Annotated in this window: 19 protein-coding genes; 14 read left to right on the top strand and 5 right to left on the bottom strand. The window is 59.0% G+C overall.

Features of this window, described 5'->3' with window-relative positions; genetic code table 11:
• Positions 1-20: 20 nt before the first annotated feature.
• Together HPT29_RS04505 and HPT29_RS04500 are read right to left on the bottom strand one after the other, a co-directional pair.
• Positions 21-878, bottom strand: a complete 858-nt coding sequence (locus HPT29_RS04505) for a transporter substrate-binding domain-containing protein (protein WP_173950199.1) — start codon at positions 876-878, stop codon at positions 21-23.
• Positions 879-955: 77 nt separating this feature from the next.
• Positions 956-2,395, bottom strand: coding sequence for a M20 family metallopeptidase (locus HPT29_RS04500; protein ID WP_173950198.1), 1,440 nt, complete (start codon positions 2,393-2,395; stop codon positions 956-958).
• 240 nt (positions 2,396-2,635) lie between these two features.
• On the opposite strand from HPT29_RS04500, the gene HPT29_RS04495 reads away from it, so the two are divergent.
• Entirely contained in the window at positions 2,636-3,235 is a 600-nt protein-coding gene (locus tag HPT29_RS04495; protein ID WP_173950197.1) for a GntR family transcriptional regulator, read from the top strand.
• A 21-nt stretch (positions 3,236-3,256) separates the two neighbouring features.
• On the opposite strand, the gene HPT29_RS04490 is transcribed toward HPT29_RS04495, so the two are convergent.
• Positions 3,257-3,949: a hypothetical protein gene (locus HPT29_RS04490; RefSeq protein WP_173950196.1), complete on the bottom strand. Its 693-nt coding sequence runs from the start codon at positions 3,947-3,949 to the stop codon at positions 3,257-3,259.
• A gap of 214 nt (positions 3,950-4,163) precedes the next feature.
• Positions 4,164-4,673, bottom strand: coding sequence for a MarR family transcriptional regulator (locus tag HPT29_RS04485; RefSeq protein WP_173950195.1), 510 nt, complete (start codon positions 4,671-4,673; stop codon positions 4,164-4,166).
• Between the two features lie 371 nt (positions 4,674-5,044).
• Between HPT29_RS04485 and HPT29_RS04480 the strand changes: the two genes are divergently transcribed.
• From HPT29_RS04480 to HPT29_RS04470, 3 genes are all read left to right on the top strand, one after another.
• Positions 5,045-6,766 (top strand): type I secretion system permease/ATPase, encoded by a 1,722-nt coding sequence (locus HPT29_RS04480; RefSeq protein WP_173950194.1) that lies wholly within the window; start codon positions 5,045-5,047, stop codon positions 6,764-6,766.
• Positions 6,763-8,151, top strand: coding sequence for an HlyD family type I secretion periplasmic adaptor subunit (locus HPT29_RS04475; RefSeq protein WP_173950193.1), 1,389 nt, complete (start codon positions 6,763-6,765; stop codon positions 8,149-8,151). The genes HPT29_RS04480 and HPT29_RS04475 overlap by 4 nt, the downstream gene beginning before the upstream one ends.
• A gap of 350 nt (positions 8,152-8,501) precedes the next feature.
• Positions 8,502-9,242 (top strand): calcium-binding protein, encoded by a 741-nt coding sequence (locus HPT29_RS04470; RefSeq protein ID WP_173950192.1) that lies wholly within the window; start codon positions 8,502-8,504, stop codon positions 9,240-9,242.
• Positions 9,243-9,435: 193 nt separating this feature from the next.
• On the opposite strand, the gene HPT29_RS04465 is transcribed toward HPT29_RS04470, so the two are convergent.
• Complete coding sequence (locus HPT29_RS04465) at positions 9,436-9,969, bottom strand: hypothetical protein (protein ID WP_259060475.1); 534 nt, start codon at positions 9,967-9,969, stop codon at positions 9,436-9,438.
• A gap of 165 nt (positions 9,970-10,134) precedes the next feature.
• On the opposite strand from HPT29_RS04465, the gene HPT29_RS04460 reads away from it, so the two are divergent.
• From HPT29_RS04460 to HPT29_RS04415, 10 genes are all read left to right on the top strand, one after another.
• On the top strand, positions 10,135-11,553 hold the full coding sequence (locus tag HPT29_RS04460) for a glycosyltransferase (RefSeq protein ID WP_259060474.1): 1,419 nt from the start codon (positions 10,135-10,137) through the stop codon (positions 11,551-11,553).
• Positions 11,550-12,377 (top strand): class I SAM-dependent methyltransferase, encoded by an 828-nt coding sequence (locus tag HPT29_RS04455; RefSeq protein ID WP_173950190.1) that lies wholly within the window; start codon positions 11,550-11,552, stop codon positions 12,375-12,377. Before HPT29_RS04460 ends, HPT29_RS04455 begins: the two co-directional genes overlap by 4 nt.
• 5 nt (positions 12,378-12,382) lie before the next feature.
• Positions 12,383-13,669, top strand: a complete 1,287-nt coding sequence (locus HPT29_RS04450) for a glycosyltransferase family 4 protein (RefSeq protein ID WP_173950188.1) — start codon at positions 12,383-12,385, stop codon at positions 13,667-13,669.
• A gap of 23 nt (positions 13,670-13,692) precedes the next feature.
• Positions 13,693-14,427: a hypothetical protein gene (locus HPT29_RS04445; RefSeq protein WP_259060473.1), complete on the top strand. Its 735-nt coding sequence runs from the start codon at positions 13,693-13,695 to the stop codon at positions 14,425-14,427.
• Positions 14,428-14,507: 80 nt separating this feature from the next.
• On the top strand, positions 14,508-16,667 hold the full coding sequence (locus tag HPT29_RS04440) for a hypothetical protein (RefSeq protein ID WP_259060472.1): 2,160 nt from the start codon (positions 14,508-14,510) through the stop codon (positions 16,665-16,667).
• 7 nt (positions 16,668-16,674) lie between these two features.
• Entirely contained in the window at positions 16,675-17,982 is a 1,308-nt protein-coding gene (locus HPT29_RS04435) for a glycosyltransferase family 4 protein (RefSeq protein ID WP_173950184.1), read from the top strand.
• Positions 17,983-18,016: 34 nt separating this feature from the next.
• Positions 18,017-19,204 (top strand): polysaccharide pyruvyl transferase family protein, encoded by a 1,188-nt coding sequence (locus HPT29_RS04430; RefSeq protein WP_173950183.1) that lies wholly within the window; start codon positions 18,017-18,019, stop codon positions 19,202-19,204.
• Positions 19,205-19,282: 78 nt separating this feature from the next.
• Positions 19,283-20,278 (top strand): UDP-glucose 4-epimerase GalE, encoded by a 996-nt coding sequence (gene galE / locus HPT29_RS04425; RefSeq protein ID WP_173950181.1) that lies wholly within the window; start codon positions 19,283-19,285, stop codon positions 20,276-20,278.
• Between the two features lie 109 nt (positions 20,279-20,387).
• Positions 20,388-21,614, top strand: coding sequence for a polysaccharide pyruvyl transferase family protein (locus tag HPT29_RS04420; RefSeq protein ID WP_173950180.1), 1,227 nt, complete (start codon positions 20,388-20,390; stop codon positions 21,612-21,614).
• Between the two features lie 15 nt (positions 21,615-21,629).
• Positions 21,630-22,787 carry a glycoside hydrolase family protein gene (locus tag HPT29_RS04415; protein ID WP_173950179.1) on the top strand — a complete coding sequence of 386 codons (1,158 nt, stop codon included), beginning with the start codon at positions 21,630-21,632 and terminating at the stop codon, positions 22,785-22,787.
• Positions 22,788-22,808: the final 21 nt, after the last annotated feature.

The following is a 22,808-nucleotide window of genomic DNA, read 5'->3' as shown; positions in this document are numbered from 1 at the left end:
CCACGCCGCCCCTGACGCTTTCAACGAGGCGTGACGTCGAAGCCGAAATACTTCATTGAGAGCTTTTCGATCGTTCCATCCGCCTTCGCTTCGGTAATGGCCTTGTCAAACATGGACTTCAGCTCCGGATCACTCTTGCGGAGGCCGACCGAGCTGCCGCGCCCGAGCATGCCACCCTGGAACCGCGGCCCCACAAGCGTCATCTCCTCATTGCCGACCTTGGCGGCAGCTCCGGACAGATACGCAGTCGACGCCATGATCGCATCGATGCGCCCGGCCGTGAGGTCGAGGTCATGCTGCTCAGTGGTCTTGTATTCCCGGATCTCGGCAGTCCCCTTCAAGTATTTATCGAGGAAATTCGCCGCAATCGAGGATCCCTGAACGCCGATTGTCTTGCCTTTCAGGATCGGCTTGAGTTCTTCCACCGCGGCGGCAGCACCGGCCTCATTGGTTGCCAACGAAAAGATCTTGCCGTTCAGGGGCATGGTTGCAAGTGGACTCGACTTGAGAACGGCAAAGGTCTGACCGGTGGTGCCATAGGGCTGAGTGAAGGCCATGACCTCTTCGCGTTTGGCGGTCGCCGACATGCCGGCCATGATAGCATCGAACTTTCCGGCGTTCAGCGCCGGAATGATGCCATCGAAGGACTGGGCCTCGATCGTGCATTCGACTTTCATACGCCTGCACAGATCCTGGTAAAGCTCGATCTCAAACCCATCGAGCGATCCATCGGGCTTCGTGAAATTCCAAGGCGCGAAGGCCCCCTCCGTAGCGATCCGAACCTTCGTCCAGGTCTTGTCCTGCGCCATCGCATCTGTCCCGAGGACAATCGTCGCGCCGGTGAGCGCGAACGCCAAAATCTTGCCGATGATCTTCATGGTCTTTCCTTTGTTAACAGTAGGGATGCGGACTGTGCTGGAACGAACGGACTGGGGCTGGGAGCAGCCACGATCAATCATGCCGAGGTTTCAGCCTCCATTGCGCCGACAGGCGGATTCACGTCATCCGGAATCGGGTTCACGAAGGGCGTACCAGCCAGTCGCTCACGCAGGTCAGCCTTTGCCGCGGCGATCAGCGATGGGGTGAGGAAGAGATCGACCGCCGTTCCGGCCATGACCTTGGCCGCATGTTCCATTCCCTTATGGGCCGCAGGCGCTTTTCCTTGCGCCACGAGCTGCCAGGAGTGGCCAGGCGTCCCTATGGCGTAAGTGGCGCCGCGCATTTGAACAGTCGGAACCACCCAGCTGACAGTTCCAACATCAGTTGATCCTACCAACGTTCCATCACCGCTGCCGGGTGGGAAGATCGTGTCGCAGAGAGGAGCTCCCATGCGGGGCTTTAGTCCAAAGCGCGCAAAGGAGGATTTGATGTCTTCATCGGTCAGCGTTTTTTGAATCTCGGCCGCGAAGGCATTGTCCTGCTCGTCGAAGACGGGCGGCCCGAGACGCTCCAGATTCTGGTGCATCAGCTGCTCGAGCGGCGTATTACCGACGAGATTAGCATCGCCGCTGACGATCTCGCTGCAGACCGTCGTCTCAGTCATGAGTGCCGCGCCTTCAGCAATCTTCTTCACCCGGCGAAGCAATCCCTGCATCTCCGGCAGTTCACGGGCACGAATCAGATAACGCACCGTCGCGTTGGCCTGCACGACGTTCGGCGCCGAACCTCCGGTGTCTGTGATGGCATAATGGATGCGCGCCGTGCTCGGCATATGCTCGCGCATGTAGTTCACGCCAACGTTCATAAGTTCCACGGCATCAAGTGCGCTTCGCCCGAGATGTGGCGACGCTGCCGCATGGGAGGCTCGTCCGCTGAAGTGAAAATTGATCTCGTTGCAGGCCAGCGAAATCGGGTTGTTCACACCTGCAAAGGGTGCCGGGTGCCAGGAGATGGCGATGTCAACGTCGTCAAATACTCCTGCCCGCACCATGAAGCCCTTAGCGGACCCACCTTCCTCGGCCGGGCAGCCGTAATAGCGAATGCGCCCCTTCAGGCCGTTCGCCTCCAGATAATCCTTCACAGCCGTAGCAGCCATCAACGAACCACTTCCGAGCAGGTTGTGCCCGCACCCATGTCCGTTGCCGCCCTCACTAACGGGCTTCTGCTCCGCTAAGCCTGCGACTTGGCTGAGGCCCGGCAGAGCATCATACTCGCCCAGAATAGCGATGACGGGCCCACCTTCGCCCGCCTCGCCCATGACGGCCGTCGGGATACCGGCGATGTTCCGGGTGGTCCGAAATCCCTGCTGTTCAAGAACGGCGATGTGCTCGGCACAGGAACGACGCTCTTCAAAGTTGAGTTCGGGCATGTCCCATATGCGATCGCTAAGTTCGAAAAAGGTATCTCGTTTAGCTTCGATGAGGTCCCAAACCTCGGAGACGTTCTTGCCAGGCACGGGCGGACCTCTTCTCTGAGCACTCCGCCTGAAGCAGTAGCTGACATATCAGCTCTGCCAGACAGATATTCGCCAAAATTGGTACCAATATCATGCATGGCTTTTGTCTCTGCGCAAGGAAGGTCAAGCGAACAATTTTGCAGTAGCTGGACTTTCTGCCTAAAGAAGAAGCAGCGCCTCTCAAAAATATGTAACTGACTTGCAACAACCTGAACGGATGCACCTTTGAAGACGGAATGGATGAGCGTGGCCGACCTGATCGCGCGCGATGTCCGAGCTGGCACCTTCGCCCCCGGGTCGTGGCTGAAGCAGATCGATCTGGAACACCGTTACAGATGCGGGCGATCCGATATTCGGCGTGCTCTCGATTATCTTGCTCAGAAGCGATTGGTGCAGCACGTCCCCAATCGCGGGTACCATGTTGTTCTACCGGACAGCGACCAGACCGCCCATATTCTCGAGCTCCGCATAATTCTTGAAACGGCCGCTGTCGACAGTATCGTGGCCAACGCGACCCCTGATGCCATCATGCGGATCGATGCGCAGGCGTGTAGATTCGACGAAATGATCCTGAACGGAACAATCCTGGATCAATATGAAGCAAATCTTGCTTTTCATCGCGACTTGCTCAGCCTGTGCTCCAACCCCGAGCTATTCAGTCTCGTAACTGACCTCCGCAGCCGGACGTCCTCGGCCTTGGCTGGGCAATGGAGCACGCGGGCACGCGTTGAGCAATCAAGTCGAGAGCATCATGAAATGATCAAAGCGCTCGAAGCACGGGATGTGCAGCAGCTCAAAGACATCATCACGCGGCATATCCTCCAGCCGAAGGACCGATGAAGAGGCAGAGTGAGCTGGGCATCATATGCCCTCAACGACGGGTCGGATAGCTTCACCCTCAACAAACGCCTCCAACACTGCCCCAAGCTTCCCGACATCCCTTAAATAGGGAAAGGTATTGTGTCCCGTTTCCAGTTCGATGGTTCTGGTATGCGGAAACTCGCCCAGTCGGCGCGCGACGCGCATGTCAAATGCATTCTGGTTGCCAACCACGACCGTGATCATGCTCTTGGAATTTGAGGACAGGACGGGAGTTAAATCTCCACATTCGATCAGCTTGCCCTCTAAATGGCGAATACTCAAACTGTCTGGAGTGTTCAGGATGAACTCCGGCGCAGAGGCCAAGATGCGGTCGGCCCCGATGCTGACTCCAATGCCCAATGCGGGGAAGCCTCCCATCGAGTGTCCAAGGCACAGGATTTCGTGGTCGACGAAACTCGATTTCACATTCTGGAGGAACGCAAGAAGTCCCGAATAGGAAGAGGCGACTCCTGGGACGCCTGTCTGGTACCAATCGTTCAAACCCGGATTCAAGAAGAGCTTCTTACAATCGACATTGCGCAGGAAACTAGAATGTGACCGCGTTCCGAGCTTCTGGTTGATATAAGCAAAAACGATCAGCAGCTTCTTTCGATCAGAATCCTGCTCAAAAATGAGATGGTCCGAATTCTGAATGCGGATTGTTTGAGTTCCAATCGGTTCTTGCAACGTCACATGATCACCTTTCTCCAACACTTTGCCTGTCGCCGTCGCTCATCCGTTTCTCCAAGCAGAGCTGCGCCCTCAGCCACTCATCGTCGGCCGAAGTGTCCTTCAATGAGTTACCGGAACGCCACGCATCGAGCCGGGTGGACGCCCACTCTGCCAAAGAGCTGCGCATAGCTTCCAGATCGCTTCATGGTGAGAGCACGAATGCAAGGAACTCGGTTCAGTCATCCGAGCCCATATCGCGATAACGAACCGCGTTGCTCCATGTCTGCTCGATGCGTTTCAGCGTCCTGAATGTGGTTTCCAGATCACGCATCTCCGCCTCGTTGCGCGCCACAAGCTGCTGATAGGCTTTGTCGTTCCGCCTGATCAGATCGCACAATGCTCGCCCTTTTTCCGACAAGCGGATGCGAGCGGACCGGCGATCCCGCTCCGATGCTGTGCGAATGACGTATTCGGCTTCGACGAGCCGCTTCAGACTGTAGGACGCGTTCGAACCAAGATAATAGCCACGCTCGATCAAGTCGCGAACCGACAACTCGTTCGATCCGATGGTGAACAGCATCATCACCTGGGACGGACTCAGGTCGTCGATGCCGGCTTCGATCAGATCGGCACGCACGAGGTCGAGCGAACGCCTATGCAATCTCTCGATGACCCTCACGATCTCGATATGGGTGATACCCGTTGGCTCTGCCTGAGGAGCCTGAGGACCTTCCGTGCGGCTCACTGGCTCACCGCTCCTCCGGTGCAGAGTATGCAGCGTTGTCGGAAATTTGGACTCCGCTTCATCGTGAGCGACAATCCAAGGCAAGGAATTTGATATATTTTGCACATTATACCCCGTTATCCATTAATTAAATTAGTTCGAAATTCGAACTAATTTAATATTTCTCCTGGCATTGGCAGCATATCCAAGAAATAAGCTGGATAAACTGCTAGCCCGTATTGTCGTTTCCTCGGCCTTAGCTTTTTTATTGTTAGGCGAATCATACTTTATGGGTAGACGTTCTGCCATCGGTGATTCATAAATTCCCTCGAATAACTTTTAGGCAAAATTGAGATCTGCCGCATCATTGCCTCTTTTGGAGTCACTTCTGCATGACGAAAATGGCCCATCCAGAAGCCGCCGATACCCTCCACCAAGGGCGCAGAGCATTTGCAAGCGGCATCGCCTATGCGGGCGCCCTGAGTGCGATCATCAACGTGCTTCAGCTGACGGTTCCTCTGTTCATGCTGCAAGTCCATGACCGTGTCGTGAACAGTCAAAGCACGGACACGCTGGTCATGCTGATTGTCGTTTCCGTCATAGGCCTAGCCATCTACTGCATCCTCGATTATGTGCGTGCCCTCACCTATCAGGTCATGGCGAGCAAGCTGATCAGAAAGCTGAACCTTCCCGTCCTGGAGGCCGCCATATCTGCGTCCGTGACGAAGGGCATCTCCAAGTCCAGTCAAGCGATCCGTGACCTCAACGACATCCGGTCATTCATCGTTGGGAACGCCATCAGTGTCCCGCTGGAGGCATTTTGGGCGCCAATCTTCCTTGCCGTCCTGTTTGCTCTCCATTGGCTTTATGGCCTGGTGGCATTGACTTCGGCGGTTATCATCATCTCTCTCAGCCTTTTGTCCGATTTCCTGACGCGCAGAGCCATGAAGCGCGCCAATGAGTCCTCCATGCAGAACATCAGTGAAATCGGCGGCACCCTCCGTCATGCCGAGGCGGTCGAAGCCATGGGAATGCTTCCAGCCCTCTCGGAGCGTTGGCGGCAATCCCAATTGCACACGCAGGACCTTCTCGATGTGGTGACACGCCGGAGCCGCGCCATGGCATCGTTCACTCGGACCTGCCGCTATGTCATGCAGATCGCGGTTCTATCGGTCGGCGCAATCCTGGTCATCCAACAGGAAGTCAGCCCAGGGTCGATGGTGGCCTCAAGCATTATCATGGGTCGCATGCTTCTGCCCTTCGACTCGATGGTCGATGGCTGGCGGCAATGGGTGCTTGCCATTTCAGCCTGGAAGAATGTGAAAGAGCTTCTCGAGCATCGAGCCCCTAAGCGAGAATCCAAGCCGACGCCGCGCACCCAAGGCGAACTCACGGTCGACCGACTGGTCTATGCCCCTCCCGGTTCCGATGTACCTGTGCTCAAGGGGCTCTCGTTCAGCCTGTCGCCGGGCGAGGTGCTCGGTATCGTCGGTCCCTCGGCAGCTGGCAAGTCCACGCTTGCCCGCACGCTCATCGGGGTGATCAAGCCGACATCCGGCGGCGTCTATCTCGACGGCAACAACGTTTATCTCTGGGAACGTAGTTCATTCGGCGACATGGTAGGTTATTTGCCACAGAGCGTGTCGCTTCTTGACGGGACGATCCGGGACAACATCGCCCGGATGCGGGAAGCCGACCCCCGTATGGTGCTGGAAGCCGCCCGCCTCGCGGACGTTCATGAAATGATCGGCCGCCTACCTCTCGGGTACGATACCGTATTGGGGGATGGCGGCCATGCCCTCTCCGGCGGCCAGCGTCAGCGGATCGGGCTGGCGCGGGCAGTGTACGGCAGGCCGCGCTTGGTCGTCCTCGACGAACCAAACTCCAATCTCGACACCGACGGCGAACGCGCTCTCTTGCGGACCATCGAGGCCCTACGCGCGGATGGGTCGATCATCATCCTGATCGCACACCGGCCCTCCGTCATGCAGGCCGCCGACAAGCTCATGGTTCTGCAGGAGGGCAGGATCAGCCAATTCGGCCCACGAACTTCGGTCGTCAGCGCAATCACTCCCGGCGAGAAGCCGATTGCCGCAGTGAAAGGAAGCGCATGAAAAAGCGTTCGCAAACTATGGAGCAGACGACATCGCGCCCCGCGACATACATGGCCGTGGATATTGAACCGGCGAAAGACCGCTTCCGGGGTCGCGATCCTGGCGAGCCCTCCTATCGTGGACCGGTGATCGCAGGCTTGGCGACCATCTTCCTTGGTCTCGGCGGCCTCACCACCTGGGCCTTCTCAGCCCATCTCGACAGTGCTGCGATTGCGGCGGCCACTGTCGTCGTCGATTCCAAGCGCAAGACCATCAGCCATCTCGAAGGCGGGATTCTCAAAACGCTGCTTGCCCGCGAGGGAGAGATCGTGCAGGCCGGGCAGCCGCTCCTTCGTCTCGACGATACGCGGGCAAAGGCCGAGTTAGAGCAATTGCGCTCCAGGCGGATCGGCCTTGAGGCTCGGCTTGTGCGCCTTCGGGCCGAGCAGTCCGGGTTGGATGATCTCACCTTTCCCGAGAACCTGCTCCAAGCCGGAGGGCCGACGGCAGAGGAGATCCTGAAGGCTGAGCGGAAATTCTTCAAGGCCAGGCGTGAGATGTTCGATCGCCGCGTCGACATCCAGCGCAAGACTATCGAGCAGCAGGTGGCGGAAATCCAGGCCGTGAAGTCTCAGACCGACGCGAATACTCGACAATCGGAACTGCTCGACCGGGAGCTCAGGGCCATCGCAAGCCTCGTCGAGAAGGGCTATGCGCCGCGTCCGCGCCTTACGGAAATGCAGACGCGAGAAAGTCAGCTCCAGGGCGATGCCGGCGAACTGGCGTCCCGTAGGGCGAAGGCCGAACAAGCCAGGGCGGCGGCGGAACTGGAGATCCTTTCCCTCGGCAACGACTTTCAGCAGCAGGTCGCTTCGGACATCCAGACCGCGCAGCTCGAATTGGCTGATACAGTTGGACGAATAGACGCTGCCACCGATATTTTACGGCGTGTCGAGATCGTCTCCCCTGAGAGAGGCATCGTGACGAATATCCGCTCCCATACCCTGGGCAGCGTTATCGGCGCTGGGCAGCCCATCCTCGACATCGTTCCGGAAAATGAGCCATTGATCGTCGAGGCGAAAATCGGCCTACGTGATGTCGATTCTGTCCGCGTCGGCGCACCGGTTCAAATCCGGCTGACCGCCTATAACAGCCGCAGCACTCCGCCCCTCGCGGGAAAACTGACTTATCTTTCAGCCGACCAGCAGATGGACGAACGCAACAACTACGCCTACTTCGTCGCACGCGCTGAAATCGAACCGGGAAGTCTCAAGGCGAACTCTAAGACGACTCTCTACCCCGGGATGCCGGCCGAGGTTCTGATTATCAACAAGCCGAGACGCGCCATCGATTACCTGTTGGCCCCGATCACGGAGAGCTTCGACCGGGCCTTCCGGGAAGAGTAATCAGAAGGCATTCGGCACCGCCAATACTCGGCGCATTCCTGCCGCGAGGCGGCATCCGATCCCACCCGAACGATAGTTCGAATTTCGAATTAAAATACAACATATCAATATATATAATCAAATAACACACAAACAAAATTGAACCATGTCTAACTATAATTTCCCGTAACTCCAAACTTATACTTTGGCATTTACAACAACTACTTATTGTCTTACTTAATGCCTGCCGGGACACTCTCGACACAAGCACTTCCCGGAAATCTCCTCGCGCACAAAGCGCTTCATTTTGGCTCGAACACGCGACCGGGCGAATCGCAGCTTGCCCGGTGCTGACAATAAGGATGAGAGACATGGCGACTATTGGTGGTGGAGCCTCAAGCGATTCCTTGCATGGCACCTCCGGTGCAGACGTGATCTTCGGACATGGCGGCGATGACTTGATCCTCGGCGGTGGCGACAGTGACGCCATCTCCGGCGGCGACGGAGCCGATGTTCTCTTCGGCGGATCTGGAGACGATTGGATCTCTGGTGGCACCGATGATGACGTTCTGTTTGGCGGCGTTGGGGCTGATGTGCTTCAAGGCGATGCCGGAAGCGACATCCTGTTAGGCGGCAACAGCGACGATATTCTGCTCGGCGGCGCCGGAGACGATTATCTTCGGGGCGGCAACGGCAACGATATCCTGCGTGGCGGCGACGGGAGCGATGTTCTCGAAGGCGGCTCAGGCGACGACATCCTCCAGGGCGGCGCTGGTGACGACATTCTGCGCGGCGGATCCGGGAATGAGATCTTGGATGGCGGCGCTGGCGACGACATTCTCCACGGTGGCGCTGGCGGCGATACATTCGTCTTCAGTGGCGGCGGCGGCAATGATGTCGTTCTCGACTTCAAAGCCGGTCAGGACATCCTGCAGATCTCCAAAGGGATCAACGGAACAGACATTGCATCGGCAGACGATCTTGCCAGCCGTGTTCACCAGGTCGGCAGCAATACGATTGTCGATCTCGGAAATGGCGATACGATCACTCTCGTGAACGTGAATGCCGACGACATCAACAGCAACCCGAGCGATTATTTCTCGGTTCACTAATCCGCTTCTCTCCTGAAGAGCGGATGTCGCGGAGTCTTCTGCGGCATCCCATCAAACCAAATGGAGACAGGACGCGATGGCGAATCTTGCCATGCTCACATCACCGGCCGATGACTTTGCCTCCCTGAAGGTGGCATCTCTCGGGCGAGACGTTGTTCTGCTCACCTGGGACATGCCGCACATCGATCAGTGTTCACCTTCGAACCCTAGATGCGACGGCCAAGACATTTGGCCTTCCGCATCGCTTCGTCTCTCCTTGTCCGGCGGCGGAGAACGCCTCTTCTTGGTGTTCCGGCGCCCGGTCGGCGAAGCGGCAAATAAGGATCTGCGCCTCGAAACGCCTAGGCTTGGAACGATTGTCTCCATCGGTGACGATGCCGTGTTTTCCTCTGCCGACGCCGACAGCATGATCGGCGGACTTGACAGCCATGGTCGAGTAGCCCTCGCATCCGCGCTGTTCAACGTGTGGGGTGCGATGTTTCACCTCCGCCGGGAGAAGGCCTTCATCGATCTTCTCGGCGACCTTGTCTCCCAGATGGCTCCGACACCCGGACCGGCTGTCGCCATTGCGCAGGTTGCCGATGATTTTGTCCTGACGCGGACATCGGTCGTTGCGGGCTTCGGCAAGATCGACGCGATCTATACGTTCGGCAGGAACGGACCGACGCGTATCCTTGCCAGTCCTCACAGGATCCCAGATGGGAAGGCTGGGCGGGATGTCATCCATCTCCTGATTGATCGCGCGCGCATTCCTGCCGAGGATACTCTCCTGGTTCTGCTCGGCCCTGGAGGCCTATCCATCCGCCGCCTGCTCAGGCCGGAGGCCCGCCTTCCCTCCATCGAACGCTGGTTCCACGAGCGGGCGCATGCAGCGCCCGGCCTGCGTGAGCACGTGCTGAGGGAAATTGCCAAACGCTCGGCGGCGGGGTCCGCTTATGCGCTCGAGCTGCAGTTGCGGTTTCCTTTGCGCCCTCGCCGACTTTCGGGCAACCTCACTGCCCCATCGGCCGAGATCGTCTCCGCGCTGGCGACATCCGCAGGCACTCTGGTGACCGGTTGGTACCGTGATCCGGTGAACCTGTTCGCAGGCATCGAAGCCAGCGGACCTGAGATCGAACCTCTAGATCTGACGAAAGCCCTGTTCACCTTTCCCGTGGAAGTCGCAGGGCCGACGAAAGGATCCCGTCTTACGGCTACGGGCTTCGCTGTTCTAGCGCCCACCGGAAGGGGAGCGGAGCAGAACCTGCAACCACGCTTTCATCTTCGCCTGAAATCGGGCGCCCGTCATTCTCTCGTTCCACATCCTCAGCCTGCAGATCCCGCTCAGGCTCGCGCGACGGCTTTGCGGGCCATTCCGGCGCAGCACGTCGATCAGTCCATCCTCATGCAGGTTCTCCGACCGGCCATCGCCGATCTTCACGCACAGGTCGGCAACCAGATCGGGCGCCACACAATCCGAAGAATCGGCTTCTCTCACCGATGTCCGAAAGCGTCGATGATCATTCCGCTTTACCGGAATCTGGAGTTTCTTCGCTTCCAGATTGCCGCCTTCGCAACCGACCCATGGATTCGCGCAAATGCGGAGCTGGTATATGTGCTCGACTCTCCCGAACAGGCTCAGGAGGTCGAACATCTCCTGGGCGGCCTCCATCTTATTTATGGCCTTCCCGTTATTCTCGTGGTCATGGAGAGGAACGGCGGATATGCCCGCGCCAACAATGTGGGCGTGTCTGTTGCGCGAGGCGACGTTCTGGCGCTGGTCAACTCTGACATCATCCCGGTTTCTCCGGGATGGCTGGAAGCGATGGCGTCGCGGCTGAACGGTCGCCGCCGTATCGGCGCCGTCGGACCGAAGCTTTTGTTCGAGGACGGATCCATCCAGCACGCCGGCATGTACTTCTCGCAGGATCATCGTGGTTACTGGCTCAACCAGCATTTTCACAAGGGCATGCCGCGCGACTATGCTCCAGCCTGCGAGGAGCGCGTCGTCCCCGCCGTAACCGGCGCCTGCCTCGTCACTACGAGAGCATTGTTTGAATCCGTCGGGGGCTTCACGGAGGATTATGTGGTCGGAGATTACGAAGACAGCGATCTCTGCCTCAAAATCACCATGACGGAGCGCAAGATCGCATACGCCCCCGACATCGAGCTTTACCATCTCGAACGGAAGTCGATGTCTCTTAACTCCGAGTACATGCGCGGGATCGCCTGGCAGTACAATTGCGCTCTTCATACCGAGCGTTGGCGCGATGTCATGATTGCCGCAATGCAGACCGGACGCCCCCGCAAAATAAGGAATGCCGCCATATGAATGCGCAGTTCGATCTCACGAACACCTCGCGTGCACCGAAGCTCATTCCCGATGTGAACTTGAGCATCAAGAGCTTGATGGAAGAAATTGCGCTCAACGATTCTTTGCCGGCTCCGCCGCCTGAGAACGTCTTCGTGGGTGATGGTGATTACCGTGCGATCGGCGTCGAATATCTCGGCCACTTCATTCGGATCGGCGAGCTTCAGCCGTCCGAGTCAGTGCTTGACATCGGATGCGGCATCGGGCGAATGGCCGTTCCGCTGACGCAATACCTCGATCCCGAGACAGCTCTCTATGAGGGCATCGATCCCGTCAATGCGGGAATCGAGTGGTGCGTGCAGAATATCACGGCATCCTACCCGCACTTCCGATTCTGCCGCGTGGATGTCGCTCATGAATTATACAACCCAGGCGGGGCAATCGCTGGACATGAGATCGTCCTGCCGTTCTCCGAAGCGAAGTTCGACTTCGTCACGATGGTGTCCGTTGCAACTCATCTCCCGGAAGAGGAGATTTCCGCTTACGCGCGTGAGGTCATGCGCCTGCTGAGACCCGGCGGACGCCTGTTCCTGACCGCCTTCGTGGTCGCCGCAGGAGACCCGGACAGGCCGACGGCCCGTCCGCGATTCACCCGTGGGGAGACACCCGGCACATGGTACGGCGATCCTTTGGCGCCACTCGGGGCCATCGGCTTCGATGCGGGAATCATTGAGAACATTCTCACGAAGGCCGGCCTTCAGATCCGCCGCCTGAGCCTCGGCCATTGGCGTGGTAGGGTGAGCGATCACTATCAGGATGTCATCATCGCCGTGAAGCCGGAGTAGATCACGTGACAACACGCGTTCTGGTCGTTGCCCACAATCATCCGGATTTTCATCCCGGCGGGACGGAAATCCTCGCTCATGATCTCTTCCGTGAGTACCGCTCGCTTCCTGACGTCGAAGCGCTGTTCCTGGCGGCCACGAACAATCTCCATCGTGGCCAAAGGCCGGGAACGAGCTTCCAGTCGCCTGGAGGGGCTCCGGACGAAGTCGTCATGTGGTGCGGGCATTTCGACCAGTTCAATTTAAGCCAGGTCGATGCATACGGCGTCGTGCCTCATCTCGTCAGCCTGCTTGAGGACTTCCGTCCTGACATCGTTCACATCCATCATGTTCTGCTCATGGGTGTGGAGTTCATCGCGCTGGTGCGCCGAATTCTCCCAAACGCTCGCATCGTCATGACGCTCCACGACTACTATCCGATCTGCGCCCATGACGGGCTGATGATGCGAACCACAGGGAAGGAACGATGCGACCATGCGACGCCCAATCGCTGCAACGGGTGTTTCCCGAATGTCCCGGCGGATCGGTTTCTTCTACGCGAGCTGTATATTCGGACTCATCTCGACCAGGTTCACAGGTTCGTTGCTCCCAGCCGCTTCCTCAAAGAGCGCTTTGTGAGTTGGGGACTACCGTCCGGCTTGATCGAGGTCATTCCGAACGGTCGGCCCGCCGTCGTTCCCTCCGCCCATCGGGCAGCTTCCTCGGGCAGGCGGTCCGTATTCGGGTATTTCGGCAACCTCAATCCCTGGAAGGGCATTTCCGTCCTCCTCAAGGCGGCACAGCGTCTCATCGCGGATGGCGTCGGCGATTTTGAGCTCCGCCTGCATGGTGGCGCTCCTTTTCAGGCCAAAGAGTTCGTCACGACGGTCGATAACCTTCTTAACGCGACAGAGCCTCAGGTTCTGAGGCTCGGGCCTTATGGACGTGAGGACATTCCTGACCTCATGGCTTCCGTCGACTGGGTGGTGGTGCCGTCGGTCTGGTGGGAGAACGCTCCTCTGGTGATCCAGGAGGCGTTCGCCCATCGACGCCCCGTCATCACGAGCAGCATTGGGGGAATGGCGGAAGCCGTCAGAGATGGGATCGACGGTCTGCATGTCCGTCCCGACGACCCATCCCTGCTCGCGCGCACCATGCAGCAGGCCATAGAGACACCAGGTCTTTGGGAGACACTGGTGGCGGGGATCAACCAGCCGGCCGACATGGCGGTCGTCGCGGAACGCCACCTCACTCTCTATCGCAGCCTCCTCAAAGGTGCCGATATCATCGAACTGAAGGCGAACGCCGCATGAGCACAGCACAGTCAAGAGACGCAGTGGCCGTTCCAGTGGCTTCACAGCTCCAGGGCCGCGTCGATGCCATCGAAGGACGGCGCCTCTACGGGTGGGTCTGGAATCGCACTCACCCGACGGAGCGTCTCCTCATTCGGATCACGCTGAATGGCGGGAGTATCGCGTCGGCCACGGCCGACATGCCCCGCGTCGATCTGCGCCGCAACGGGATCGGCGACGGCGGACACGCCTTCGAAGTCGAGTTGCCAGACAGCGTCGGTCAGGACACGGCCGGCCTCGCTGTGGTGGCGATCGCGCCCTCGACCGGCGAGGAACTCGTCCTGCAGGCTCCGAGCCAGCACGAGCGCGCTGCCGAGGCTGCGATCAACGCGCCGCTGAGCCGCGTGTTCGACCGCCTCGACCTTCTGATTGAAGCGCAAAGGCGGTCTCAGGTTCTGCAGCGCGAGGCTGTCGAGAGTCTTCGGGGGACTTCGGCTCAGATCAGCGAGATCGTCGGCGAAGAGAACGGCATCGCGGCCGCTCTCGACGCTGTCCGGGCCAATCAATCCGACCTCGCCAAGAAGATATCAGACATCGAAGTCTTCCATATGCGCTTCGACCGGGTGCTGGCTGATTTCGGAAAGCAGATCGATGACCTCGGATCGTCCGTCGACCGCCCGATGAAGAGGGCCGTCACTCTCCTGATGGCGTTCGGGGGAATTTCCGCCGTAAGTGCCATCGCGGCGCTTGTCGTCCTTCTGCGTCATCCTCCTTGGTAGTGCCCCCCAAGTCACGAGCGAAAACGCATAGCGAACAGAATTTCAGGTCTCCCATGCATTACAATACGCAACCGCTAGATATGCGCGACTTGCCTCTGGACGGCGAGAGCGCACTCGTCACCCCGATCGGCGACGATCTTGCGCTGATTGCCGGCGTGGCCGACGCTATGACCGATCAGGTCGAAACGTTGCTCAACGGTGATCCTTCGATGTCCATGAAGGCTGATACCGTCAGCTGGGACCGCAGGGATGCGCCCGCGGATGCTGCGATTGGTTTCGTCTCAATTGTGCCGATCCGCCTCGCTGCCAAGGTTCGCCTGCGCTCGGTGGTGATGCGGCGCAGAGGACCGCCAATCCGCTACACTCTGATCAAGCCGGCGGTTCCACTTGGCACACTGATCTCTATCATCGCCGCTGACGCGGGTGATCGGTCGTCGATCGTCATCGACCGCATTATTCACGCGCTGATCGGCGGGAAATCCAGCCAGAAGCGGCTAGAGGCAGCCATATCGGTCCTCGGCGCCGCGGGCGCGACGGATGGATGGATCGAGGTCATCGGTTCGATTGATACGGGCCAAATCTTCCTTCAGGGTTGGGCCACCGATCTGCCTTGCGACAGGGTGCGGGTCCTTGCGGCCCACGAGGGACTGATGGCCGGCGACTTCAAATCGGCATCCGTCATCCGCAACGACCTGGGGGAGAAAGGCAAAGGCTTCGTGGGCCTGCTCGACACGGGAGCATCCGCGATTGACCCGGGCAAGCTCAAGAAGCTGTTCTTTCGCGGGCGTGACGGGTGGCGGAGTCTCGAGATCTATGATCGGCGCGTTCTCCTCTCCCCGACGGATGTGCCCGCTCACATCCGGGACGGTCTGGTCCACGCGAATGCAAATCCGGACACTATGCTGACCCTTCGGCGGGCCGGAGAACGCTTCGACGGGCGCGATACCGTGTCGGACCTCAAGCTGCCGGTTCGCATCGGCATGGACATGGCGGCCGAGATTCCAGGCGGTGGGATGCTGGTGGCCGGCTGGATGCTCGATCCGGAAGGCCACGTGGATTCCCTCACCCTGCGAGCCGGCGCAATCCAGCAGCGGATCGACGAGACCTGGACCCGCCTTCCTCGCTCCGATGTCTCATCGGCGTTCCAGCACAACGGCCTCTTCGCCGGACGTCTCGACCCGGCCCGCAACGATCACGGCTTCTTGGCCTTCGTCCCCGGTCCTCCCTCAGCCACCGATGGACCGGCCTATTTCGAGATGGCCGTCGGCGACACCGTCGCGTTCTATCCTCTCATGCCCCTTCGCGGCATGTCCCGCCGATCCCTCGAACGGCTCATCTCACCCCTCGACCCGAGGACGGCAACGGCCGGAGCCGCCATTGAGCGCCATATCGGCCCCATGATGCAGGCAATGGCCGCACCCGCGCCGACCGTCATCGAAATTCGCGACTTCGATTTCAACGATTCAGAGACCGGCCGGACCCTGGTGATCGGAGCCGGAATCGATGTCGAGGAGGCGGCCGTAACCTTATCGCTGCTCGCGCTCGATGCGGAAACGAAGGAAATGCCGATCATCGTCGCCGCGCCCCTGGAAGCTTTCGACAGCATAGCTCCGGAAGCGGAACGGCTCTCGCGCTTCTATGGGATCAAGATCAGGGTGATCGGCGCAACGGGCGTGCAGGATGCCTGCGACGCGTTCGAGTCCGCTATTCAGGCAACGAAGGCGGATACGCTGATCTTCCTCGCCGCTGGCGTCCTGCCGCGCCAAGCTGGATGGATCTCGTCGCTGGAACGGGCCTATCGCAAACGCGGGGGCAAGGCGCTGATCAGCCCCACGATCCTCTATGAAGACAATTCCATCCGCTTCGCGGGAACCTGGCTAGACCAGGAGGAGCAGAAGCTCGTCGACCGCTATATCGGATACCCGCGCGATGTCGTGCGCGGATCGCAACCGACGGAAGTCATCGCCGGATCGCTCTCGTGCTGCATCGTCTCGCGCGAATCCATCGCGTCAGTCGGCGGCTTTACGCGCTCCTATCTGAGTTCCGGTGAGAAGGGGCGCGACCTCTGCCTCAAGATGAGGCTCGGCGGGACGCCCGCAGTCTGGCTCCCAGATGTCGAGATGATTTCGGCTGACAATGATGTCGGCCCCTCGGCTTTTCCGGCGCACCGCTTGGCTCAGAAAATCGACCGCTGGAGCTTTGACCGAAAATGGTCGCTCCTCATCAACAATATGAGGTAGTGAAAGCATGTCCAATCCCTCTCCCCGCGTACTTATCGTCTCGCACGGTCATCCGAGCTTCTCCCTCGGAGGCGCCGAGATTGCCGCGTACAATCTGCACAAAGGCCTCAACCGGATCGGCAACGTCGAATCCCGTTTCCTCGCCCGCGTCGGGCACCCGGTCGCGCGTCACAGCCGAACGGCCCTGATGAGCCTCCGGCAGACTGAAGGCGAGTTTCTCTATCACGCCGACGAGTACGATCATTTTCTTATTTCAAACCGGAATACGGAGGAGATCGAGCGCGACTTCCTCCGTGTCCTGAAGGACTTGAAACCGGACGTCGTTCACTTCCATCACTTCATCGGCCTGGGTCTCGAGATGATCTATGCCGTTCGCCGGGCACGTCCGGATTGCGTGATTGTCATCACATTCCATGAATTCCTGTCGATCTGCAGCCATCACGGGCAGATGGTGAAGACCGGAGGGACGAAACTCTGCCACAGGGCCTCGCCGTCCGATTGCAATGCCTGCTTTCCGGAAGTTTCGCCGGCGCGGTTCCTGCGTCGCGAGCATTTCATCCGCGGGCTTCTCGACGTGGCCGACTTCTTCGTGTCACCCAGCCAATTTCTCGTCGACCGATATGTGGACTGGGGACTTGATCGCTCGCGCTTCATCGTCATCGAGAACGGACTGGACATTGCCGAAACCGCGCCGCCGCGAAGCCTGCCCCAACTGGGAAGCCGGCGCTCCCGGTTCGGCTATTTCGGCCAGATCACACAATTCAAGGGCGTTGATGTGCTGCTCGACGCAGTCACGTGCATTCCGGACGCCGTCTGGGGCGACGATGCCCAGCTGATGATCTTCGGTGGGAACCTGGAGCGACAGCCGGAAGCATTTCAGGAGAAGATCAGAAAGCTGGTGGAGCGCGCCGGATCCCGGGTCCGGTTCTACGGGGCCTACCAGAACAGCGAGATGCCGCGCCTTATGCGCTCGATCGACTGGACCATCATTCCCTCGATCTGGTGGGAGAACTCGCCCATCGTGATCCAGGAATCCTTCCATCACGGACGCCCCATGATCTGCAGCAATATCGGCGGCATGGCCGAGAAGATCGTCGACGGCGTTAATGGGCTGCACTTTCGCGTTGGTTCATCACAAGATCTCGTCGACCGAATGACCGAGGCGCTGACGAACCCGAAGCTTTGGAACGACCTGCGCGCGGGCATCGGGCAGCCGATCAACTACGAAGAATGCGCCCGGATTCATCTCGATCTTTATCAGGAACTTGCCGCGAAAAAGACGACAAGCTCGTCAGCAGTCGCGCTGACGGCTTAGTCTCTTACTGGCGAAACTATTTGGAGGCACAATCATGAAGCGCATTCTCGTCATCAGTCCTTCGGGCGAAGTCTACAACCACGACAATGTCCGCTGGTACCGACACAAGGATATTCAGCGCAGCATCAATCATTATCACAACATCGGGGACGCTTTCGTCTTCGACTCCTCGCTGAAGCTTCTGAACTACGACAAGCTTGATGCCCTCGAGATTGCCAATCCGGACCTGACCCAGATCGACCGGATCAATGCCGAGTACGATTATGTGTTCCTGCGAGGCTCGAACTATGTTCACAAGGACATGGTCTGGGACCAGGCGGTCGACGTTCTCAAGAGACTCAAAATACCTGTTATCGCCTGGGGTATCGGTGCCCAGGCGCCGGTCAAGGGTAAGATCGAGTTGTCGGAGGAAACAAAGACCGTCCTTCGCGTGATGGCCGATTCCACCACCTCCATCGGCGTGCGCGGCGCCTACTCGGCGCAGGTCCTCTGGGATCTCGGGATCAAGAACATCCGCATCGTCGGCTGCCCAACTGCATTCCGCCGGAACAATCCCGACTTGAACATCCGGCTGCCGCCTCTAGAGAAAATCCGGACGGCGGGCATCACGGTTCGTCGCGAGGTGTCGTCCACCTATGCTCGCGACATCCAGCAGTACCTGACGTTCCATCGCGACCTCGTGAAAAGCTTAGCGGACCGATTCGATGTGGTGTTGATGGCGCAGGGCGAAGTCGAGGAGAAGAAGATCGTTCTCGGCACGGCGGAGCAGCGGGAAGAGGCGATCAAGGCTCTGCGGGCTGACAAGCAGGTCAACGACTGGTATCTCGACGAAACTATGGAGAAGCTCCATAGGGAGAGGCTGTTCTATTCCGACGTAGTTGCGGATTATGAGAATCTCGTCCAGCAGAAGGATCTAGTCCTCGGATACCGGCTCCATGGCAACTTGATGGCGCTCGCGAACGGCGTGCCGTCGATCTACTTCACCTATGACAGCCGTACGGTCGAATTCGCCGAGACCTATCAGATCCCGAGCTTCGACGTCTTCTCGGGCAAGGAGTTCAAGCTCGAGGATTACTGGGATCAGTCGCTCTTCGACAGATTCAACCGAGCCTATCATCACACTTACCGCGAGATGCATCAGTTCCTGGTCGAGAACGGCGCGGATACGAAGATGCATCCTGTGATGCGGCAGGGTGAGTTCAGGCAGCTGCAAGCTGCCTGATAGTCCCATCGGGGTACCGGTCGTATTCTGGCATCCCTACAACTTCTCTCCACGTCACGCAAGAAACGAGGGGCAGTCATGGCTGTGTTGGTAACGGGCGGCGCAGGTTATATCGGAAGCCATATGGTTCTGGCATTAGCCGATGCCGGAAGGGATGTGGTCGTCCTGGACGATCTCAGCACCGGATTCGACTGGATGGTCCACCCAGCCGCGATCTTCATCAAGGGCGACGTGGGTGACGAGACTCTCGTTTCGCAGATCATTCGCAAGCATTCCATCAAGGTGATCGCTCATTTCGCGGGCTCGATCGTCGTTCCGGAATCCGTCACCGACCCGCTGAAATACTACATGAACAACACGGTCAGGTCGCGGTCGCTCATCAGCGCGGCGGTACAGAGCGGGGTCGAGCAGTTCCTCTTCTCCTCGACCGCCGCCGTCTATGGCGATGCCAGGGAGTGCTCAATTTCCGAGGGTGCGCCGCTCAACCCCGTCTCGCCCTATGGCACATCGAAGCTCATGACCGAGATGATGCTGAGGGACGTGACACGTGCACATCCTATGCGTTTCGTGGCCCTCCGGTATTTCAATGTCGCGGGCGCCGATCCTCGGGGCCGCAGCGGGCAAAGCACACGCCAGGCAACCCATCTCATCAAAGTCGCGACCCAAGCGGCTCTCGGCGAGAGATCCCACCTCGACATCTTCGGCACCGACTATCCCACGCCTGACGGCACATGCCTACGTGACTACATTCACGTATCGGACCTAGCCCACGCTCACATGCTCGCACTCGATTATCTCGATGCAGGCGGCAATAGCACCGTGTTCAACTGCGGCTACGGCCGTGGATACTCAGTGCGCGAAGTCGTCGAGGCCGCGAAGCAGGTCTCCGGCGTCGATTTCCCGGTGAACCTTTCTTCGCGACGCGCCGGCGATCCCGCCACCCTGATCGCAAGCGCCGAGCGGATCCGCGAGACCCTGGGTTGGTCTCCGAAGCTCAACGATCTTGAGGCGATCATCCGCCACGCCTTGGCGTGGGAGAACAGCCTGAAGCTGCGCAGAGCGGAAGCCGCTTAGCAGAGTCCCCCCTGCCCATGCGCCTCCGAATTCCGGCTCGGACCTGCCCCAACATATGCGGTTAACCGGCCTTACTCCGGCAAACACCCGATTCCAGGATGGATTCCATATGCTCGACGTGATGACTGCAGACAAGCCTCTTGATCAACCTGCATCCAGGCCAAAGGCTCCTGCCAAACCTCTACGGGTCGCGATCCTGTGGAAGTATCCGTCCCTGGGACTCTACTCGAACGCTGCGTTCGAGGATCTCTACAATGGGATTGGTCATAACAACGGCAATCTGGCTTTCGTCTATGCCATCGCCAGCCACATTTCCAATCCGATCAAGTTCTTCAGCTGGAGCGCTTCGGCCGAGAATCTGAAAGAGAATGCCGACATCATCGTCATTCCATGCGCCAATCAATTGGGGCGCCATACAAATTATGGCAACATGGCGGACAACCTGGAGAAAGCGGGCCTGCCGATTGTCGCTATTGGGCTTGGTGCTCAAGCTGACAGCTACGATCAGGACATCCAGCTCACTGATGGGACCCGTCGGTGGGCCCAAGTCATCGCGCGCTCCAATCCGTCCTCGGCCGGCTCAAACATCTATACTCGCGGCGCGTTCACCACGTCGCAACTCGACAAGCTGGGCATCCGTGGCTCGATTGCGGGCGGCTGCCCTTCCTATTTCACGAACCCAAATCCGGGTCTCGGCCAGAAGATCCACAAGCAGTGGTCAGACCTCTCTCTGCCGCGCTCCCTCTCGATCGCTGCGGGGCATCAAGCTTGGCTGAAGACACGTGAGATCGAGCATCAGCTGATCGGCCTCATGATGGATCCCCTGTACCCGGGCCAATATGTGGTTCAATCGATGGGAGAGATGATCCGGGTCTCCCGGGAGATCTTCGACGAGATCGATCCGCATGCGCTGAAGGAGATCCACAACCATACCGTTCCGCATTATTCCTTCGACGAATTCAAAGCTTGGTGCCGAAACTACGTCCGCTCCTTCTATGACATTCCGGCTTGGATGGACACGTTGCGCCGGCATGACCTCACAGTCGGGTCCCGGTATCATGGTGTCGCCCTGGCTCTTCAGGCGGAGCGAATGGGCTTGACGGTGACGATCGATTCTCGAACTCGGGAGCTCTGCGAGAACACGGGCGTCCCGCATGTCGCCGCAGCCGACCTGACTGCGCCGCTCACCCGCTCCAGCCTGAAGAGGATGATTCGATTCGATCCGGATGCCTATGACCGGCATCGGAGTGAGGCAGCGTCGCGGTACCTGGACTTCCTCACAGAAAACAGTCTCCAGCCGGCATCCTTCCTGCAACGGATTGCAGCCGCTACCTGAGATGAAGACTTCATGATGAGGATGGGACTTTGGAACACCCTCGTGTGGCCTGTGCTTCTTCTACTGATGATGAGCAGGGCCGAAATCGCCAGCGAACCGCTTCGCTTCCGGATCTCTCCCGAGCCCGAGGTGGTCTATAGCTATGAGCGGCAGCGCTGCGACTGGCGCATGATCCCAGATTCGCCCGCCAGGGCCTACCGCCGACAAGACGGTTCCGTTGCCCTGATCGCAGCGCACTTCCGGAACAGGGTTCTGGAGGGCTCAAGTTTTGCCGATCTGCATCCCCGCTGTTCCGTCGTCTCTCAGGGTAAGGAATCGGCGGATCCCTCGGTCTTCGATGATCGCTTCTGGATCCAAAGCCTCATTCCTCTCGATGGTGGCCGTGTTCTCGGATTGGCGAGCCAGGAATTCTCTGGACTGCGCCATGACGGGCTTTGCGCAAAGGGGACCGGCAGGCCGGAATGCTGGTACCTTTCGCTCGTGGCCCTGGAGGCGAATGAGCGGGACTTCTCCTTCACGCTGCTGCCCCGCAACCGGCGCCTTATCGCCGGATCGAACAAGCGCTTTGACACCAGCACCAAGGCGGCGGGATTCCTCACGCTCTCAAATACCGTGTTCGATGGAGAGCACGCCTATTTCGTCGCCTGGACGGAAGACGCCGCAAAGCCGGATGGACGCGGGAACTGCCTGTTCCGCGCCCCGCGATCCAATCTCGTGGCCGCTTGGCAAGTGATGGGCGAAGGCCGCTTCGTTCCTCCCCCGAACCCTTACCCGGCCGACGGCCGGAACCCCGTTCAAGCCACATGCGACCGCCTCGGGAATGGTGACATCACCGGCAAAATCCGGTCCCTGATTCGACTAGAATCCAGGAAACTCTGGATGGTCGTGTGGTCCACACGGGTGAACGATATTGGGGGAATCTATTATGCAACCTCGCCAGACCTTCGGAACTGGTCGGCGGCCTTCCTGCTTGCCCCGTTCGAGCCGCCATGGGGTACTTCGGAGAAGAAAGCCTATTACGATTATCCCTCGATCATCGATCACGACAGCCCGTCGCCGGTTTTCCAGACGGTCGGGAGCACGTTCTACCTCTACATGACCCGCTTCAATTGGCAGTCGAAGCGCCCCACCATGAACAGGGACTTAGTCCGCTTCGAGGTTAGCCTGGACTGATAGGATCCAGTTTCGCCGGAA

It is taken from the genome of Microvirga terrae (assembly GCF_013307435.2).
Classification (GTDB): domain Bacteria; phylum Pseudomonadota; class Alphaproteobacteria; order Rhizobiales; family Beijerinckiaceae; genus Microvirga; species Microvirga terrae.
The sequence above is the reverse complement of the archived record's forward strand: the minus strand, read 5'-3'. Positions and strand labels throughout refer to the sequence as shown.